General features: G+C 71.4%; 17 protein-coding genes. 7 read left to right on the forward strand and 10 right to left on the reverse strand.

Translation table 11 applies throughout. The features are described from left to right. Nucleotides 1-129: 129 nt before the first annotated feature. On the reverse strand, nt 130-636 hold the full coding sequence (locus ACWEN0_RS33970) for a hypothetical protein (RefSeq protein WP_451983020.1): 507 nt from the start codon (nt 634-636) through the stop codon (nt 130-132). Nucleotides 637-864: 228 nt separating this feature from the next. Here ACWEN0_RS33970 and ACWEN0_RS33975 point away from each other — a divergent pair, with 228 nt between their 5' ends. Further along, a complete protein-coding gene (locus tag ACWEN0_RS33975; RefSeq protein ID WP_451983023.1) occupies nt 865-1,401 on the forward strand; it encodes a fibronectin type III domain-containing protein in 537 nt (178 codons plus the stop codon). 4 nt (nt 1,402-1,405) lie between these two features. Here the strand turns inward: ACWEN0_RS33975 and uvrA are convergent, their stop codons facing one another. Continuing rightward, nucleotides 1,406-4,267, reverse strand: coding sequence for an excinuclease ABC subunit UvrA (gene uvrA, locus ACWEN0_RS33980; protein WP_451983026.1), 2,862 nt, complete (start codon nt 4,265-4,267; stop codon nt 1,406-1,408). A 76-nt stretch (nt 4,268-4,343) separates the two neighbouring features. Next, a complete protein-coding gene (locus tag ACWEN0_RS33985; RefSeq protein ID WP_451983029.1) occupies nt 4,344-5,549 on the reverse strand; it encodes an acyltransferase family protein in 1,206 nt (401 codons plus the stop codon). Nucleotides 5,550-5,657: 108 nt separating this feature from the next. Between ACWEN0_RS33985 and ACWEN0_RS33990 the strand changes: the two genes are divergently transcribed. Then, nucleotides 5,658-6,335 carry an MBL fold metallo-hydrolase gene (locus ACWEN0_RS33990; RefSeq protein WP_451983032.1) on the forward strand — a complete coding sequence of 226 codons (678 nt, stop codon included), beginning with the start codon at nt 5,658-5,660 and terminating at the stop codon, nt 6,333-6,335. Between the two features lie 33 nt (nt 6,336-6,368). Here the strand turns inward: ACWEN0_RS33990 and ACWEN0_RS33995 are convergent, their stop codons facing one another. Beyond that, nucleotides 6,369-6,548 (reverse strand): hypothetical protein, encoded by a 180-nt coding sequence (locus ACWEN0_RS33995; RefSeq protein ID WP_451983035.1) that lies wholly within the window; start codon nt 6,546-6,548, stop codon nt 6,369-6,371. Continuing rightward, nucleotides 6,545-6,991, reverse strand: coding sequence for an HNH endonuclease (locus ACWEN0_RS34000; RefSeq protein WP_451983038.1), 447 nt, complete (start codon nt 6,989-6,991; stop codon nt 6,545-6,547). The genes ACWEN0_RS33995 and ACWEN0_RS34000 overlap by 4 nt, the downstream gene beginning before the upstream one ends. Before the next feature lie 315 nt (nt 6,992-7,306). Between ACWEN0_RS34000 and ACWEN0_RS34005 the strand changes: the two genes are divergently transcribed. Beyond that, nucleotides 7,307-7,792: an AMIN-like domain-containing (lipo)protein gene (locus tag ACWEN0_RS34005; protein WP_451983040.1), complete on the forward strand. Its 486-nt coding sequence runs from the start codon at nt 7,307-7,309 to the stop codon at nt 7,790-7,792. On the opposite strand, the gene ACWEN0_RS34010 is transcribed toward ACWEN0_RS34005, so the two are convergent. The 4 genes from ACWEN0_RS34010 to ACWEN0_RS34025 form a co-directional block, all read right to left on the reverse strand. After that, nucleotides 7,789-8,571: a DUF1684 domain-containing protein gene (locus ACWEN0_RS34010; RefSeq protein ID WP_451983043.1), complete on the reverse strand. Its 783-nt coding sequence runs from the start codon at nt 8,569-8,571 to the stop codon at nt 7,789-7,791. The genes ACWEN0_RS34005 and ACWEN0_RS34010 overlap by 4 nt on opposite strands. Before the next feature lie 20 nt (nt 8,572-8,591). Then, entirely contained in the window at nt 8,592-9,194 is a 603-nt protein-coding gene (locus tag ACWEN0_RS34015) for a hypothetical protein (RefSeq protein ID WP_451983046.1), read from the reverse strand. Nucleotides 9,195-9,201: 7 nt separating this feature from the next. Next, complete coding sequence (locus ACWEN0_RS34020) at nt 9,202-10,164, reverse strand: hypothetical protein (protein WP_451983049.1); 963 nt, start codon at nt 10,162-10,164, stop codon at nt 9,202-9,204. A gap of 423 nt (nt 10,165-10,587) precedes the next feature. Beyond that, entirely contained in the window at nt 10,588-11,295 is a 708-nt protein-coding gene (locus ACWEN0_RS34025) for a Crp/Fnr family transcriptional regulator (RefSeq protein WP_451983053.1), read from the reverse strand. An 86-nt stretch (nt 11,296-11,381) separates the two neighbouring features. On the opposite strand from ACWEN0_RS34025, the gene rnhA reads away from it, so the two are divergent. The 4 genes from rnhA (at nt 11,382) to ACWEN0_RS34045 (ending at nt 16,730) form a co-directional block, all read left to right on the forward strand. Further along, nucleotides 11,382-11,843 carry a ribonuclease HI gene (gene rnhA / locus ACWEN0_RS34030; RefSeq protein WP_451983056.1) on the forward strand — a complete coding sequence of 154 codons (462 nt, stop codon included), beginning with the start codon at nt 11,382-11,384 and terminating at the stop codon, nt 11,841-11,843. A 32-nt stretch (nt 11,844-11,875) separates the two neighbouring features. After that, on the forward strand, nt 11,876-12,256 hold the full coding sequence (locus ACWEN0_RS34035) for a YchJ family protein (RefSeq protein WP_451983059.1): 381 nt from the start codon (nt 11,876-11,878) through the stop codon (nt 12,254-12,256). Nucleotides 12,257-12,316: 60 nt separating this feature from the next. Next, a complete protein-coding gene (locus ACWEN0_RS34040) occupies nt 12,317-13,549 on the forward strand; it encodes a hypothetical protein (protein WP_451983062.1) in 1,233 nt (410 codons plus the stop codon). A 154-nt stretch (nt 13,550-13,703) separates the two neighbouring features. Continuing rightward, the gene (locus ACWEN0_RS34045) at nt 13,704-16,730 is read left to right on the forward strand and encodes a glycosyl hydrolase 2 galactose-binding domain-containing protein (protein WP_451983521.1); all 3,027 of its coding nucleotides are present in this window, start codon (nt 13,704-13,706) and stop codon (nt 16,728-16,730) included. 34 nt (nt 16,731-16,764) lie between these two features. Here the strand turns inward: ACWEN0_RS34045 and ACWEN0_RS34050 are convergent, their stop codons facing one another. Beyond that, on the reverse strand, nt 16,765-18,150 hold the full coding sequence (locus ACWEN0_RS34050; protein ID WP_451983065.1) for a carboxylesterase/lipase family protein: 1,386 nt from the start codon (nt 18,148-18,150) through the stop codon (nt 16,765-16,767). Nucleotides 18,151-18,179 lie beyond the last annotated feature (29 nt).

Genomic DNA, 18,179 nt, shown 5'->3' on the forward strand with positions numbered 1-18,179 from the left:
GTGTTCTGAGTCGGCGAGGACAGTACTGCAACCCGCAGCGCCACCGGCGGTGCGTGCGTCGAGCGCAGCGCGACCATGGTGTTCATCGGCTGCCCGTCCTTCCTCGTTCTGCCCGGAAATCCGTCGGTTTCAGTACCCGGAGCCACCGGCCGCGGGCTGGGCCGCGGTGATCTTTCCGCCGTCCGGGGCGACGGCGAACCAGGCGCCGTTGACGCCCTGGCCGTTCACCTGCCCCGCGGCCTTGTCGCCGGAGAACTCGTAGAGCGCCCAGCCGCCCAGCGTGAGCTGCTTCGAACCGTCCTTGCGGGTCAGCGTGCCGACCTGGGACTGCTGGATGCCCTGCAGCATCGGCATGGCCTCCCCCGCGAGCGCGGGCGGCCAGGTGGTCGCGCACTCGGCGTTGCAGTTGGACGTCGGCGGCTGGGCCATGTCCTTGTCGAAGCGGTAGAGCGTCTTGCCGTTGGCGTCGGTCACGACCGCGCCGACACCGTCGACCGTCGTCGCGGCCAGCATCACGTGCCCGGGCTGGCCGTGCTCCGGGTTCTGGGCCCCGGAGGCCATGTCGCCGCAGGCCGACAAGGGGGCGACGACAGCGATCGCGGCGGCGCAGAGGACGGCCGTCCGGCAACGGTTCATGGCGTTTCTCTCCTCGGTGAGGGCGGCACCGCCGTCCGGCGGACCTCGACACCGGGTACACGAAGGCCCGTGCGAAACGGTTCACGGGATTTCGGGCGGTTCGGTGCCCGTTCACGGCCGGATTGGTGTGTTCCGGTGATCGGCACGACCTTGTCGCCGGGCGGGCGGGGTTCCTAAGCTGATCGCGTTCGCACCGCCGCCCCGTCCGTCCCGGGAGCCGCCGTGCCCGTGAAAACCCTTCTCCTGGTGGCGCTGCTGGCCGCCGGATGCGCGGCTGCCGCGCCACCGCCCTCGTTCACCGCTTCGCTGACGTCACCGACCGACGTCGTGCTGACGTGGCCGGACGACGGCGACGGCCACCGCGTCGAGTACGCGAACGACCCGGCCGGACCGTGGACGACGCTGCGGTTCCTGCCGGCGCACACCACGAGCTACCGGCACCCGGACCTGATCCCCGAGACGCCGTTCTACTACCGCGAACAGCCGTTCACGGGCCCGGTCTCGGCCGACCTGCGCACGGTGACGTCCGGCGACACGGTGACGTTCACGTGGACCGACCGCACGAGCGACGAAGCCGGGTACCTGCTGGAGATCCGGCGTCCGGGCGCGCCGGACTTCGACCCGGTCGAGGTGACCGACCCGGACGCGACGACGTGTGCGCTGTCCTTGCTGCCGGGCGAAGCCGGCTCGGCCTTCCGGCTCCGGACGCTGCACTACGGCCCGCTCTCCCCGGTGGTCCACCAGACCACCGGGAAGGAGCGGTGAGCCGCTACTCCGCCGTGAGGACGTGGCGCAGGAACTCGCCCGTGTAGCTCTCCTCGACCTCGGCGATGTGCTCCGGCGTGCCCTCGGCGACGATCGTGCCGCCGCCCGAGCCGCCCTCCGGGCCCATGTCGATGATCCAGTCGGACGTCTTGATCACGTCGAGGTTGTGCTCGATCACGATCACCGTGTTGCCCTTGTCCACCAGGCCGTTGATCACGCCGATGAGCTTGCTGATGTCCTCGAAGTGCAGCCCGGTCGTCGGCTCGTCGAGGATGTACACCGTCTTGCCCGTGGAGCGCTTCTGCAGCTCGCTGGCCAGCTTGACGCGCTGGGCCTCACCGCCCGAGAGCGTCGGCGCGGGCTGCCCGAGCCGGACGTAGCCGAGGCCGACGTCCACCAGCGTCTGCAGGTGGCGGTGGATGGCCTTGATCGGTTCGAAGAACTCCGCGGCCTCCTCGATGGGCATGTCGAGCACGTCCGAGACGGTCTTGCCCTTGTAGTGCACCTCGAGGGTTTCCCGGTTGTACCGGGCGCCCTTGCAGACCTCGCAGGGGACGTAGACGTCCGGCAGGAAGTTCATCTCGATCTTGATCGTGCCGTCGCCGGCGCACGCTTCGCAGCGGCCGCCCTTGACGTTGAACGAGAACCGGCCCTGCTGGTAGCCGCGGACCTTCGCCTCGGTCGTCGCCGCGAACAGCTTGCGGACGTGGTCCCAGACGCCGGTGTAGGTGGCCGGGTTGGACCGCGGGGTCCGCCCGATCGGCGACTGGTCGACGCGCACCAGCTTGTCGACGTTGTTCAGGCCGTTGACCCGGGTGTGGCGGCCCGGCACCTGGCGGGCGCCGTTGAGCTTGTTCGCCAGCACCGTCGCGAGGATGTCGTTCACGAGCGTCGACTTGCCCGAGCCCGAGACGCCGGTGACCGACACCAGCGCGCCGAGCGGGAACGAGACGTCGAGACCGCGCAGGTTGTGCTCGCGCGCGCCGACGACGGTCAGCTGCCGCTTCTTGTCGATCGGCCGCCGGATCGCCGGCACCTCGATCTTGCGCCGCCCCGACAGGTACTGCCCGGTGAGCGATTCCTTGCTCTTCAACAGCTTCTTGTACGGTCCACTGTGGACGATGTGGCCGCCGTGCTCGCCTGCGCCCGGGCCGATGTCGACCACCCAGTCGCTCGAGCGGATGGTGTCCTCGTCGTGCTCCACGACGATCAGCGTGTTGCCCAGGTTCCGCAGCCGCGTCAGCGTCTCGATCAGGCGGTGGTTGTCGCGCTGGTGCAGGCCGATCGACGGCTCGTCGAGCACGTACAGCACGCCCACCAGACCCGAGCCGATCTGCGTCGCGAGCCGGATGCGCTGCGCTTCTCCACCCGAAAGTGTGGCGGACGCGCGGTCGAGCGAGAGGTACGTCAGGCCGACGTCGAGCAGGAAGCGCAGGCGGGCCTGGATCTCCTTGAGCACCGCGCCGGCGATCATCGACTCGCGCTGCCCCAGCTCCAGCTCGTCGAGGAACTGCGACGCCTCCGCGATGGACAGCGCGCAGACCTCGGCGATCGACATGTCGCCGCGGGTCTTGTGCTGCAGCGTGACGGCGAGGATCTCCGGCTTGAGCCGGGTGCCCTGGCAGGCCGGGCACGGCACCTCGCGCATGTAGCCCTCGTACCGCTCGCGCATGTACTCGGACTCGGTCTGCTCCTGGCGCCGCTCGAGGAACGGGATGACGCCCTCGAAGTTCGCGTAGTACGAGCGCTGGCGGCCGTAGCGGTTCTTGTAGCGGACGTGCACCTGCTCGTCGACGCCGTGCAGCACCGCCTTCTGGGCGCGGGCCGGCAGCCGCCGCCACGGCGTGTCCATCCGGAAGCCGATGGTCTCCGACAGCGACTCGAGCAGCCGGATGAAGTAGTCCGCGCTCTGCCCGCCCGACCACGGCGCGATGGCGCCTTCGGCCAGGGACAGCTCGTCGTCCGGGACCACGAGCTCCGGGTCGACCTCCTTCCGGATGCCGATGCCGGTGCACTCGGGGCAGGCGCCGTAGGGCGAGTTGAAGGAGAACGAGCGCGGCTCGAGGTCCTCGATCGCCAGGGGGTGGCCGTTGGGGCAGGCCAGGTTCTCGGAGAAGCCGCGGATCCGGTGCGGGTCGCCCTCGGGCAGGTCGACGAACTCCAGCTCGACCAGGCCGTCGGCCAGCCGCAGCGCCGTCTCGACCGAGTCGGTGAGCCGCTGGCGCGAGCTCGACTTCACGCTCAGCCGGTCGATCACCACGCCGATCTGGTGCTTCTCCTGCTTCTTCAGCTTCGGCGGATCGGTGAGCGGGTGCACCGTGCCGTCGACGACCACGCGCGCGTAGCCCTGCTGCTGCAGGTTCTCGAACAGGTCGACGTACTCGCCCTTGCGCCCGCGCACCACCGGCGCGAGCACCTGGAAGCGGACGCCTTCGTCCATCTCCAGCACCTGGTCGACGATCTGCTGCGGGGTCTGCTTGCTGATCGGCTCGCCGCACTTGGGGCAGTGCGCCTTGCCGGCGCGGGCGTAGAGCAGGCGCAGGTAGTCGTAGACCTCGGTGATCGTGCCCACGGTCGACCGCGGGTTGCGCGACGTCGACTTCTGGTCGATCGACACCGCGGGCGAGAGGCCCTCGATGAAGTCGACGTCCGGCTTGTCCATCTGCCCGAGGAACTGGCGCGCGTACGCCGAGAGCGACTCGACGTAGCGGCGCTGCCCTTCGGCGAAGATGGTGTCGAAGGCGAGGCTCGACTTGCCGGACCCGGAGAGACCGGTGAACACGATCAGGCTGTCGCGGGGCAGGTCGAGATCCACGCCGCGGAGGTTGTGCTCGCGGGCACCGCGAACAACGAGGCGATCAGCCACGCCAGGGTCCCTTCAGTGTCATTCTCAGCTGCGGTAGCCGGCCCGGTAGGAGGCTGCACGGGCGGCCGCTCCCATGCTACGAGCCACCACCGACAGAAACTGGTTCCGAGCCTTCGACCTGCGGTTTCTCCGGCTTCCGGCGGGTGGTGAGCCACCGGTGGAGCGGCCGCTCCACCCACGCGGTGACCGCCCAGCCGCCGAGGACGACGGCGGCCAGGACCAGCGGGAGGCGGAACCAGCCGGGGAGGCCGAGGTCGAGGAGCGCGCGGGCCAGGACGTAACCCAGTTCCTGGTGCACCAGATACAGACCATACGAGATGCCCGCGATCCAGGTGACGGCCGGGGCGACCCGCGCGAGGCCGGGGAAGCGCCAGTCCGGGCCGCGGGCGGCCAGGCAGACGAGCAGCAGGAGCACGGCGAACCCGATCGTGGAGGGCCAGCGCTCGGCGTCCTGCGGCAGCGCCGTGTGGAACGGGAACACCTGCAGGTCCTGCGCCGCGACGGCGGCGGCCGCGAAGAGGGCGATGTGCCAGTGCGCGAGGCGCCCCTTCGACCACAGCCAGATCGCGACGCCGATCGCGAAGACGTGCAGGCGGTGCAGTCCCAGGCCGTAGAAGACGGTTTCGGTGAGCTGGCTCGCGGCTCCCGGCGGGAAGACGAGGAAGCGGAGCGCGAGCGGGACGAGGATCAGGGCCCACAGCAGCGCGACGGTCAGCCGGTGCGTCCGCCACGACCGCGGCCAGAGCAGGGCCGCGCCGGTGAAGGCCAGCAGCTGCACGGGCAGCGTCCAGTAGGAGCCGTCGAGGTAGTAGAAGGTGCCCGAGCGGACGCCCCACTCCTGCACCATGCCGAGGTTGGTGACCAGGTCCAGCCAGGTCGGGATGTACCACGGCGACGGGTTCGACGGCGGCCCCTGCGGCACGCCGAACAGGAACCCGGTGACGCCGGGCGGGTAGGGCAGGCCGCTGAAGGAGATGGCGGCGTACCGCGTCACGACGTAGGTCACCAGGACGGCGACGAGGTAGGCGGGCACCAGCCGCGCGACCCGGTTCCACAGCCACCGGCCCGGGTTGCCCTTGCGGAGGCCGGCGCAAACGAAGAAAGCGGAGATCACCAGCAGGATCGCGGCCCCGAACTGCGCTGTCACCCGCACGGGGTACCCCGTGAGCTCCGGGTGCAGGAGAGCGCCCTGGTGGGTGACGTGCCCCAGGATGACCGCGAAGACGGCGACGACCCGCAGCAGGTCCCAGCTGATCCGGCGCGGCGTCGGGGAGGGGGGCAAGATCGTCCTGAGGTCGGCTGGCGGGGGCTCCGAAGAGCCTACGTTGCGGGGCGGCCGCGCGCTTGTGCGGGTGGAACCGCTTGGAGCGAAACGACTACCGTGTGCACGGTGAACATCGTGGAGACCTACACGGGGCACGTCGACCCGGGCGGCGACGCCGCCCGCCGCACCCTGGACGCGCTGACCATCACCAAGCTGTCCGTCGGCCCGATGGACAACAACACGTACCTGCTGGTGTGCCGGTCGTCGAACGAGGCGCTGCTCGTCGACGCGGCGAACGACCCGGAGCGCATCTCGGACCTGATCGGCCACGGCCCCGACCGGCCGGCGCTGCGCACGGTGGTCACGACCCACCAGCACCAGGACCACTGGCAGGCTTTGGGCGCGGTGGCCGGCGCGAACGGGGCCAACACGGCGGCCCACCCGCTGGACGCCTCGCCGTTGCCGGTCCCCCCGGACTTCCTCGTGGAGCACGGCGACACGGTGACGGTGGGCGAGGTCACGCTGTCGGTGATCCACCTGCGCGGCCACACACCGGGGTCGATCGCGCTGCTGTACCGCGACCCCACGGGTCATCCGCACCTGTTCACGGGGGACTCGCTGTTCCCCGGCGGGGTGGGCCGGACGACGTCGCCGGAGGACTTCGCGTCGCTCCTGGGGGACGTGTCGTCGCGGATCTTCGCCGAGCTGCCGGACGAGACGTGGTTCTACCCGGGCCACGGGGACGACTCGACGCTGGGCGCGGAGCGGCCGAAGCTCAAGGAGTGGCAAGAGCGCGGCTGGTGAGCTTTCCGAGGGGGCGCCGCGCCCGGCGCCCCCTCAGCGGTGGCGACGCCGGAGGAGCATCCGGAGCACCTCCATCGCCGCTTCACGACGGGCTTTCTTCGCGGTGAGCATCGCGACGGACCCGGCGAACACGATCATCGCCAGGTAGACGGCCGCCGAGCAGAACAGAACCGCTTCGGAAGCGCGCGACACCGCCGGCCACGACACGGTCATCCCGCGGACTCCCGGAGCAGGTCGGCCAGCTGCGCCCGCTGCCACGTCTGCAGCAGCTCGGCCGGGTAGTCGTCCTCGTCCCGGTCGATGCACCAGTGGCAGTTGCTGCACAACACGATCAGGTTTTCGAGGACGTCCCGTGAGCGGGCGGGGTCGTACCGGACTCCGCCGGGAGCGAGCGCCCGGATGTGCGCGAGCTGCCCCATGGCACGCAGGCTCCCGCTCCCGCCGCTCCAAAGGGGAAGGCCGCACCGCGGATTGCCGCAGCGGACGGCCCGCAGCATGAACCGGGCCAGCGCGCGCCGATCGCCGGAAACCGTCACCTTGCGCGGGGGCATCTTCCGGAGCGCTTCGAGGTAGGAGCAGCCGTGTGCTGCCTGGTACTCCTTGGCCTGCCGACGGCGCGCGCGGTTCGTCCGCGGCTTGCGTGCGTTTTCACCCACGACGTCCTCCGCGAGGTTCCACGCCCCTCGGACGAGGTCGGGCGAACCAGGCGCTGAGTCGGAGACGTCTTGTCCTCGATGCCACCAGCAGCGTGGATGCCTGCGGCTCGGAGTGGGGCCTGCGCCTTGCCCGGCACGAGGATAGCGGTTCCGGCGCGGATTCGGGGGACCGCCCCGCGCCGCGTCGCGACCGCCCCGTTCGGAGCAGCCGGGTAACGATAAGGGACGCCGGGGCAACTCCCGGGACGAACCGGGCGTCCCTCACGAACCCAGCGCTGGGACTTCCACCGGTTCTCTCCCGCCAGGAGGCCCATCATGTCCAGACCCGTGCGACGCGCGCTCGCCGCCGTCACGCTGCTGCTCGCCGGATGCGGAATCGCCGTCACTCCCGCGCAAGCCGCCGCGCCCGTCGTTCCCGCCATGACCACCATCCGGACCGGGAACAACCCCACGTTCGACCGGGTGGTCCTCGACCTGACGGCGGGACCGGCGCCCGCCGTGAGCTACCGGCTCACCGACGAGCTCACCGCCGATCCGAGCGGGGAGGTCGTCTGGCTCACCGGGCAGTACTTCGTCGACGTCACCGCGACGCCCGCCGCCGCGCACGATGCCGCCGGCAGCCCCACCTACACCGGGGCGCAGAAGTTCCGGACGCGGAACCTGAGCAACGTCATGGCCGTCGCCGTCACCGGGGACTTCGAGGGGCACCTCTCCGTCGGGCTCGGCGTGCGGTCGCGGACCGCGGTGAACGTCTTCACGCTCACCGGGCCCAACCGCGTCGTCATCGACGTGGCCCACTAACCGCGTTCGTACGGGATCTTCTCCCCCGCCTCCACCGCGAACGGCAGGTGGTTGCCGGCCGGCGGCAGCGGGCACGTCGCGAAGTCCGTGAACGCGCAGGGGAGGTTCGTCGCGCGGTTGAAGTCCAGCGTCACCGAGCCGTCCGCCGCCGGTTCCGCGACCGGCAGCGAACGGTTCGCCGCGTACGTCGTGACGCCGCTCGTCTCGTCCGTGAACAGGATGTTGAACCCGCTCCCCTTGCCGTTGAAGGCGGTCAGCGCGTGCGGCACGCCGTCCCACGAGAAGTGGATCACGCCCGGGGCCGTGTAGACGTGGCTGAGGCCCTCGACCACGGCGCCCACCGTGGTCGGCCGCGGCTCGTCGAACGGCTCGAACCGGCCGGAAACCACCCAGCCGGGCGACGGCTCGTACGCCGGGACGCCGTGGAATTCGCGCAGCACCTCGGCCTTCGGGTCGTGCACGCGGATCAGGTACCCGGACCGCCGCGCGACTTCGATCTCGACGTCGCCGGCCAGCACCCGCGTACCCGCGCCGCTGTTGACCAGCTCGAACCGCCGAACGCCGGTGACCGGGGCGCCGTCGAAGACGAGCGACGCGCCCGCGGGGTCGACGTACGCCGCGTCCGCGTCCTGCCACCAGCGGCCGGGAATGCCGGGGTACTCGCGCGGGGCGTCGGTCAGCCAGTCGAGCGAAACCAGCGCCAGCCAGCCGTGCGGCGCGGCGAGGTCCGTTTCGCGCCGGGTCTTCCAGTCCTGCCAGTCCTGGGTGAACGTGCTCATCGCGAGGCCCTTCCCGTCGGCTACGACGGTGCCAACCCGTCGTCCGCGCCGGTATTCCACGTCCCAGTATCCGGACCCGTCCGCAGCCACGCGATTTCCCGCTCGCCACCGGCCGGGACGACGACCCGCCGGAAGCCCGCCGGGTCCAGCGCGGAGTGGAACCGGTCGGAGACGATCAGCAGGTGGTCCCGCTCGGGGGCCGCGGCCATCGCCGCCTTCAGCTCCCCCGACTCGCACAGCCAGACCGCCAATGCGATCGCGGCGCCGCCGAAGTGCGGCGGGCGCAGCACGACGTCGCCCTGGTCGGCGGCCAGGCGCAGCCGGAGCCTGCCGAACTCGTTGAGGTGGCGGTTGCGGCGGCGCAGCGCGTCGTCGACCAGGCCGGTCAGCCCGGTCGCGAGCCACCCGAGCGGCACGGTCGGCGGGATGACCAGGGTCGTGCTGTCCCCTTCCGGACGGCGGAACCACGTCGGGCTGCGGTACGGCACCGGGACGTGGTCGAACACCTCGTCCAGCACTCCGTCGAGGGTGGCGCCGAGGTGCACCGCGCGGGCGGTGCCGCCGCGGCTCGGGGCGACTATCCCGATCCGGACGACGGTCGCGGTCACCGGCTCGGTGCGCATGACCTGCTCAGTCCTCCCGGGCGTCGAAGGACCACTGGAGGCCGTAGCTCAGGCCCTGGTGCAGTTCGTGGAACTCGAGCCCGACCTCGCCGACGCGGTTGACCGTCAGAGCGTCGCCGGAGTCGACGCCGTCGTCGATCACCCGGCCGGGCACGCCGTTGAGCCGCCAGACCCGGGACGGCGGGGCCGAGCGGTCGAACCGGACCCGCACGGAGAACTCTTCGCAGCGCCGCAACGGCGTCATGACGTAGTACGGCCGCAGCGACGTGCGCCGCGGCGCGAAGCGGATACCGTATTCGTGCCGCTGGCCGAGCCGCAACGGGCTCGGCAACCGCATGACGAACTGCGCGTGGCTCACCGAAACCTGGCGCGCCTCGACGATCTCCCCGCCGAACAGGACGTCGGCGGTGATGTCCGGGACCGGGTCGCGGCCCGGCTCGGCCGGGACGCTGAACGAGAGCACCAGCTCGTCGAGCTCGTCGACCTCCGCGACGATGCGGCGTTCCTCCTGCAGGTCCGGTGGGTCGCGGTCGAGCCGGAGCATGGCCTTCATCGACTCGACGTACCAGCCGGCGAGCGGGTGCAGGTCACGCGGCGCCGCGGGGGCGCTGAGCAGTTCCTCGAGCCTGCGGAACGCGAGGTCGATGCGACGGCGCGCGGTACGCGGGTCGCGGTCCAGGACGCTGGCCAGCCACGAGATCCGGCGGTCGAGGAACTCCCCCGCGGCCTCTTCGTGCAGGCCCAACGCGGCGAGGGCGGCCAGCCGCAGGTCGGCGGGCAGCCGCCCGCACAGTTCGGTGAGCCGCAGCACGAGCTTCTGCCGGGCCGCGCTCGGCTGGTCGGCCTCGGTGATCTCGCACGCCTCCCGCAGGCAGGGGCCGATCCGCTGGTGCAGGTCGGCCGCGTCGAGCCCGCGGCCGCGGCGCAGTTCGTTCAGCTCGCGCACGAACGGGAAGGCCTCCGGCGTCATCCCACCCCCTTCCGGCACCGCGACGGAAATGACGGCCAACGCTACCAACCGCGGTTCCCCGGGGGCATGACAAATCACGGACACCCGCATTCGCGGAATACCCGGCCGACCGGCCCCCCACGAGCCGGCCGGCCGGGCTGCCGCGGGTCAGTTCACGCCGAAGATCAGCGCCCAGATCGAGTGGCTCTCCATCACACACACCTCCTCATCGCTGCGCCCAAGCCCGGGCGAAGACCGGAGCGCGGCCACGGAACGCCGCGTATCCGGTGGCCGCCGGGAATCCGGCGACGGCACCGTCCGCGAACGCGGCGAAGACCGATTTCCCCGTTCTCACCCGGAAAGGAATCCGGCCGGTGGCATCCGTTTCTTTTCCCGGCCGGGTTCCAGAATCACGGCGGGGCGGCGTCCGTCAGATGCCGGTTGTCACGGGCCTTGTGTGCCGTTCGGCTCAGAACGGGCCAGCGCGCGAAGGACGCGCAGCCGGCGGATCAGGATCCGGCGCCGGCCGGTCTCGACGATCCCGCGCTCCCGCAGTACGCGCAGCGCCCGTGCGACGGTACGCCGGGCCGCGCCGATCTGCGCGGCGATGTCCTCCTGCGAAAGCGCGGCCTCGATGACCACGCCCTCCGGTACGGTCCGGCCGTGTTCTTCGGCCAGCCGGACGAGGTGCACGGCGACGCGGCGGCTGACGTCGAACGCTGCGGAGTCGATGCGCGCCGATTCGGCGGCCCGCAGCCGCGCGGCGACGGTCTTGATCGTGGCGATGGCGATGGCGGGCCGGGTGTGCAGGACGTCGACGAACTCCGCGCCGGTCAGCTGGAAGACGGTGCAGGGTTCGATCGCGCGCACCGACGCCGTCCGCGGGCGCCCGGTCACGGCCGCGAGGTCGCCGAGCACTTCGCCGGGGCCGCGCAGCCCGAAGAGCACCTCGCGGCCGTCCTCGACGATCGAGGAGACGCGCACCCAGCCGGACACCAGCACGTGGACGTGGTCGGACGGGTCGCCTTCCATGAGCACGACGTCGTTGGCGCGGAACCGGCGCCGGGTGCCCCGCGCGAGCAGGTACTCGCGATCGGCGTCGGCGAGGTAGGCCAGGAGCGCCCCCTCCGCCGTGTCGTCGTGCCCGTTCATCGCCGCGACTCCCGCTTCGCTCCGGAGGTTCACCGTAACCCGGCGTGGCGGCCGGGGGCGAGGGCCGGGACGGGTAGGGTCTGCGCGTGGACGTGGAGATCTTCACCGACGGCGCGTGCAGCGGGAACCCCGGACCGGGCGGCTGGGGCGCGGTGCTCCGCTACGGCCGCCACGAGCGCGAGCTGTACGGCGGCGAAGCCACCCCGACCACGAACAACCGGATGGAGCTGACGGCGCCGATCCGCGCGCTGGAGAGCCTGACCCGGAAGTCGCAGGTCCGCGTGTACACCGACAGCACGTACGTGCGCAACGGCATCATGCAGTGGCTGCCGCGCTGGAAGAAGAACGGCTGGCTGACGGCGTCGCGCGAGCCGGTGAAGAACGCGGACCTCTGGCAACGCCTCGACGCGGCGGTCGGCGGCCACGAAGTCGAGTGGCTGTGGGTGAAGGGCCACGCGGGCCACCCGGAGAACGAGCGAGCGGACCGGCTCGCGGTGCGCGGGGCCCAGGAGGCGCGGGAAACCGGGAAGCCGGTCAACGCGGGTTAGTCCGCAATGGACAGACGTGGGACACTTCCCGGGTGCCTCCCGCATCGTGCCCGTGCGGCCTCGCCGAGTCCTACCCCGCCTGCTGCGGCCGGTTCCACGACGGCGGCTTGGCGGCCCCGACGGCCGAACTGCTGATGCGCTCGCGGTTCAGCGCGTTCGCCGTCCGCGACACGGCGTACCTGCTGCGCACCTGGCACCCGGACACCCGCCCGCGCCGCCTGACGCTCGACGCGGGCCAGGAGTGGACGCGGCTGGAGATCCTCGGCCGTACCGGCGGCGGACTGCTGCACAACGAAGGCACGGTGGAGTTCCGCGCCCACTACCACCACCGCGGCCGCGACGGCTTCCTGGAGGAGAACAGCCGCTTCCGCCGCGTCGAGGGCCAGTGGGTCTACCTCGACGCGGAAGCCTGACCAGCCGAGTCGCCGAGACCCGCCCCACGCACCACCATCGCCGTGCTAAACAGGGCGGCGATGGGAAAACTGACGCGCCGCGCCCGGGCGAAGGCGGACTACCTCGGCTTCGTCGGCGCCCGGGAATGGCCGCTCGCCGCGTCCGGGCTCGGGGTTGTGCTCGGGGTTGTCACCATCCTGCCGAGCGCCGTCGGTGTGGTGCTCTCGATCGTTGCCCTCGCGCTCGGCGTCGCCACCTTCGCCCGTGACGTGCGGCTGCTGCGCCGCCGCTGGGCCGGGTTCGAGTTCACCACCATCGCCGCGCCCTTCCCGACCGCGGAACTGCCGCCGCCGTCGGGCTACCCGGCGGCGGACTACCTCGCCGTGCCCGCTCGCGGGACCGCGCTGGTCAGCGCCGCGATCGACCGGGAGCTGTGGGCGGAGCGGCACACCATCGCCGTCGCCGAGGAGCCCTACCGGCTGCCTCCCGCGTTGCGGGCGACCGCGCCGCACGTGCTCCCGCTGCGGGCCCGGGGACGCCTGCTGTTCAACGGCCCGATCGTCGGCATGCGCGGCGACCCGCTGCCCGCCGCCGGTGCGCGGCCCGCGCCGATCCGGCTGCACCGGGCCCGGTTCTTCGACGCCGTCTGCACGAACGAGCTCGGCGCGCTCCGCATCACGCGCGCCGACACCGGTGAGGAGTACGACCTGCGCAAGGCCGAGCTCACCGACACCGACGGTGCGCTGCGGGAGCTGAGCAGCAGCACGCTGGCCGACCTCGTCGGCGTCTCGACGGTCGCCTTCACCACCGACGGCAAGCTGGTCACCGTCCGGCAGTCCTCCCTCAACGCCGTGAGCGGGCTGCTGCTCGCGCCGTCCGGCAGCGGCTCGCTCGAACCGCGCGACCTGCGCACGCCCGACGGCGGCACGCGGCGGCTGCTGCACACCGCGGTCCGCGCCGGGATGGAACGCGAGCTGTGCGAGGAGAGCGGCCTCGAGCCCGGAGACCTCCGCTCGACGAAGCTGGTCGGCTTCGCGCGCTGGATGGAACGTGGCGCCAAGCCGGAGTTCTTCGGCGTCACCGAGCTGGCGGTCGACAGCGCCGAGGTCGCCGCGCGCCGCCCGGTCAGCGGGGAACGCCTCTACAGCGCCGGGCTGACGCTCTTCGACGTCGACCTCGCCGCGGTCGGCGCCGCGCTCGCCGGTGGTGTCCCGCTGAGCGAAGCACTTCCTCAGCGGCTCTGGGAAGACGGCTCGCTGCCCCTTCTCCTGGCCTTGCGCGCCGCGGCGGCGTGGCGGACTGCCCGGGTCTGACCGAAACGCCCCTGTTCTCCGGGTGACCGGGCCGCTACGATCGTCCGCAATTGTTAGGAAAGTTCCCTAACGATGGTCCCCCACGCCGCCGTGGTGCCTAGGAGGCGCGCTAGTGAGCTATCGGCAGAGAAGAAGGACCCTACTCGTGGCGGCGGTGCTCGCCGTCGGGGTGAGCGGGGCGACGGTCCCGGCGGCGACCGGGCAGGAGCGGGCGGTGGTCACCGCCGCGGCGCCGGCCACCGCCGTCCCCGGCTTCCTGATCCAGACGTCCGCGCAGGTCGGCGACGACTCGGCGGTCTCGAAGCCCGGCTACAACACGGCCGGCTGGTACCCCGTCGGCCCGCGGTCGACCGTCTACGCCGGACTGCTGGCCAACGGCAAGTACGCCGACCCGTTCTACTCGACGAACATGAAGAACGTGCCGACCGCGGACTTCAAGGTCCCGTGGTGGTACCGCACCGACCTCACGGTCACCGACACCACCCAGCGCACCTACCTCGACTTCAGCGGCGTGCTGTCCAAGGCCGACGTCTGGGTCAACGGGACGAAGATCGCGGACAAGGCGCAGGTCACCGGCGCCTACACGCGGCAGGACCTGGACATCACCGCGCAGGTCAAGGCGGGCACGAACAGCGTCGCGTTCAAGGTCTACCCGAACGACCCGGACAAGGACCTGTCGATGGGCTGGATCGACTGGGCGCAGACCCCGCCGGACCAGAACATGGGCATCGTGCGGGACGTCCTCGTCCGGCGCAGCGGCGCGGTGGCCCTGCGCGGCGGGCACGTCGTCACGAAGCTGACCGGGCTGAGCCACGCCGACCTCACGGTGAAGGCCGACGTCCGCAACGACTCGGCGAGCGCGGTGAGCACGACGGTCTCCGGCACGGTCGCGGGCCAGCCGATCAGCCAGACGGTTTCCCTGGCGGCCAAGGAGAAGAAGACCGTCACCTTCGGCGTGGTCGGGATCGACAACCCGCAGGTCTGGTGGCCGGCCGGGATGGGCGGGCAGCCGCTCTACGACCTCGACCTGACGGCGAACGTCGGCGGCACGGCGTCGGACACCTCGCACTCCACCTTCGGCGTGCGAACGGTGACGGCGAACAAGAACTCCAGCGGCGGCCGGTCGTACACGATCAACGGACGCCCGCTGCTGATCAAGGGCGGCGGCTACTCGCCGGACCTGTTCCTGCGCTGGAACGAGCAGTACGCGGCGGACAAACTCGCCTACGTCAAGGACCTCGGGCTCAACACCGTGCGCCTGGAGGGGCACATCGAGCCGGACGAGTTCTTCGACCTCGCCGACCGGATGGGCGTGCTGACGCTGCCCGGCTGGGAGTGCTGCGACAAGTGGGAAGGCCAGGTCAACGGCGACGAGAAGGGTGACCCCTGGACCGCGGCCGACTACCCGGTCGCGAAGGCGTCGATGACCGCGGAGGCCGAGCGCCTGCGCGACCACCCGAGCGTCATCTCGTTCCTGATCGGCAGCGACTTCGCACCCGACGCGACGATCGAGAAGAACTACCTCGACGCGCTCACCGCCGCGGACTGGCCCACGCCGGTGGTCCCGGCCGCGTCGGCGAAGTCGTCGCCGCAACTGGGTTCGTCGGGCATGAAGATGAACGGCCCGTACGACTACGTCCCGCCGAACTACTGGTACGACAAAGCGCACAGCGACCTCGGCGGCGCGTGGAGCTTCAACTCCGAGACCAGCGCCGGGCCGGACATCCCGACGATGGACACGCTCAAGCGGATGATGTCCTCGAGCGAGCTCGACACCATGTGGAAGAGCCCGCAAACCGCGCAGTACCACCGGTCGTCGTCCTCGACGTTCGCCAACCTGAAGCTCTTCGGCGACGCGCTCACCGCGCGCTACGGCAAGCCGGCGAGCCTGGACGACTTCGTCCGGAAGGCGCAGCTGGCGCAGTACGAGAACGTCCGCGCCGAGTTCGAGTCGCACTCGCGCAACTTCAGCGACAGCTCGAACCCGGCCACCGGGATCATCTACTGGATGCTCAACAGCGGCTGGACGTCGCTGCACTGGCAGCTCTTCGACGCCTACCTGGACCAGAACGGCTCGTACTTCGGGGCCAAGAAGGCGAACGAGCCGCTGCACATCCAGTACTCCTACGACACCAAGTCCGTCGTGGTGGTCAACCACAACCACGACGCGGCGTCGAACCTCACCGCGTCCGTCAAGCTCTACAACCTCGACGGCACGGAGAAGTTCGCCCAGTCGAAGAGCGTCTCGGTGGGCGGTGACGGCGCGAAGACGACCGCGCTGACCCTCGGTTCGGTGAGCGGGCTGTCGACGACGTACCTGGCGAAGCTGGTCCTGACGGACTCGGCGGGCAAGGAGGTCAGCCGGAACGTCTACTGGCTGTCCACCAAGGCCGACACGCTGAACTGGGGCTCCAGCGACTGGTACTACACGCCGCAGTCGGCCTACGCCGACCTGTCCGGGCTGACCGGCCTGGCGCAGGTGTCCCTCGGTTCGACGGCGACGTCGACGACCAACGGCGACGGCACCACGACGACCAAGGTGACGTTGACCAACGGCTCGGCGACCAAGGTGCCGGCGTTCTTCGTCGACGCGCACGTCCTCGGCGCGGCGGGCGCGCCGGTGCTGCCGGTGCGGTGGACCGACAACCAGGTCAGCCTCTGGCCCGGCGAGTCGACCACGCTGACGGCGACCTACCGGACCGCGGACCTCAAGGGCGCCAAGCCGTCCGTGCGGGTCGCGGGCTGGAACACCGGGACGAAGACGATCCCGGCGGACGGCACGACCGGCCCCGGCCCGGCCGACCCGGTGGACTACCAGGCCGAGGACGCCACGCTGTCGAACGCCACGGTGGCTTCGAACCACGCGGGCTTCACCGGCACCGGGTTCGTGGACTACACGAACGCGACCGGCAGCGCGGTGGAGTTCACGGTCGACGCGGCCGCGGCGGGCGCCGCGAACGTCGTCCTGCGGTTCGCCAACGGCACCACGGTGAACCGGCCGATGGACATCACGGTCAACGGCACAAAGGTGGCGTCGGCGGTGGCGTTCGGCGGCACGGGCAGCTGGGACACCTGGCAGACGGTCACCGTGCCCGTCTCCCTGCTCGCCGGGGCGAACAAGATCAAGGCGACCGCGACGACCGCCAACGGCGGCCCGAACGTCGACAAGATCACCGTCTAGGTCCGAGCCGGGGCGGTCTCGCGGCCGCCCCGGCTCAGTCCCAGAGGAGACGCTGCTCGCGGTCCGGGTCGGACACCGTCGTGGAGACGTCGTCGAAGAGGCGCGTGACGCGGTCGGCCGTCGTGTAGCGCGGCCAGCCGGGGTCGCCGGTCGCGATGAAGCGGACCCACGCGCCGGACATCTCCGTCGCCATCGCCTGCATCCGCTCGGCCGGGAACGTCCGGCCGGCGAACAGGAAGCGCCAGTTCTTGTTCCGGATGTCGTCGAACACCAGCGGCAGGTCGAGCCCGTGCGGCGCGCCGAGCCCGCGGCCGCGCGGGGCGATCCGCCAGTCGAGGCGGTACATCCAGGCGTCGCGCTGCTTCTCGGCGAAGCGGATCGCCGGGATCCACCAGTCCCCCGCGGTCAGCGCGCGGTTGCGGACCTGGTCCTCGGGCCAGTCGAGCAGCCCGGCGTACGCCGCGACGGCCTTCTCGACCGCGGCGGCGTCCAGCATCGTCGAGCCGACGCCCAGGAGCTTCGCGCCGCCCGACTGCAGCCAGCTGAACAGGTCCTCCTCGTCGGCCGTCGTCCCGATGAGCAACCGGACCTGGCGGACGGCGTCCAGCGGACGCGAAGGCAGCAGCTCGTCCCCGACGACCACGCGGTAGGTCACCTTGGTCCCCGAAACCGCAGAAACCCGTTGCTGCGCTTCGAGAATCCGCCTCACCGGGAGACCGGCGAGATCACCGGGAGCAGCGTCCAGCTCGGACAGAACGGCCGAGGCGATCGCCGCGCCTTCGGCCGGGGTGTGCACGACCGAGCCGACGCCGGTGCCGCTCTGCACGATCGCCTGGTGCACGAGCCCGCGCGTCGCGGGCACGGCCAGCAGCGTCCCGGCCGTGCGCCCGCCGTTGGACTGCCCGGCCAGCGTCACACGGCCCGGATCGCCCCCGAACGCGGCGACGTTGTCGCGCACCCACTCCAGCGCGGCGACCTGGTCCCGCAGGGACAGGTTGGTGTCGGCGACGCCGGGCAGGTGCAGCATGCCGAGCACGCCGAGCCGGTAGGCGACGGTCACCACGACCACGCCGCGCCGCGCGTACGCGGACGCGTCGAACTGGTGCGGAGCGCCCATCACGCCGCCCCCGCCGTGGATCCAGACGAGCACCGGGTACGAACCGGGCGACGCGGGCGCGTAGACGTTCAGGTAGAGGCAGTCTTCGTCGCCGGTGAAGCCGCGCCCGGTCAGCTCCGGCTGCGGCGCCCGGGCGGCCCACTTCGTCGCGTCACGGACCCCGGACCAGGGCGTCACGGGCCGGGGCGCGCGGAACCGCAGCTCCCCCACCGGCGGCTCGGCGTAGGGCACGCCGAGGAACGTCCTGGTCCCGTCCCCCGCGGACCCGCGCAGGGCGCCGGCCGCGGTCTCCACCGTCGTCACGGACCCAGCCTAGGAGCTTGCCCTGGAGC

The organism is Amycolatopsis sp. NPDC004378 (assembly GCF_053602455.1).

Coding starts and splice junctions, on each gene's coding strand:
- ACWEN0_RS34040 (WP_451983062.1), top strand. CDS start 12,317: ATGGGAAAACTGACGCGCCGCGCCCGGGCGAAGGCGGACTACCTCGGC.
- ACWEN0_RS33995 (WP_451983035.1), bottom strand. CDS start 6,548: ATGACCGTGTCGTGGCCGGCGGTGTCGCGCGCTTCCGAAGCGGTTCTG.
- ACWEN0_RS34025 (WP_451983053.1), bottom strand. CDS start 11,295: ATGAACGGGCACGACGACACGGCGGAGGGGGCGCTCCTGGCCTACCTC.
- ACWEN0_RS34005 (WP_451983040.1), top strand. CDS start 7,307: ATGTCCAGACCCGTGCGACGCGCGCTCGCCGCCGTCACGCTGCTGCTC.
- ACWEN0_RS33970 (WP_451983020.1), bottom strand. CDS start 636: ATGAACCGTTGCCGGACGGCCGTCCTCTGCGCCGCCGCGATCGCTGTC.
- ACWEN0_RS34020 (WP_451983049.1), bottom strand. CDS start 10,164: ATGACGCCGGAGGCCTTCCCGTTCGTGCGCGAGCTGAACGAACTGCGC.
- ACWEN0_RS34010 (WP_451983043.1), bottom strand. CDS start 8,571: ATGAGCACGTTCACCCAGGACTGGCAGGACTGGAAGACCCGGCGCGAA.
- ACWEN0_RS34015 (WP_451983046.1), bottom strand. CDS start 9,194: ATGCGCACCGAGCCGGTGACCGCGACCGTCGTCCGGATCGGGATAGTC.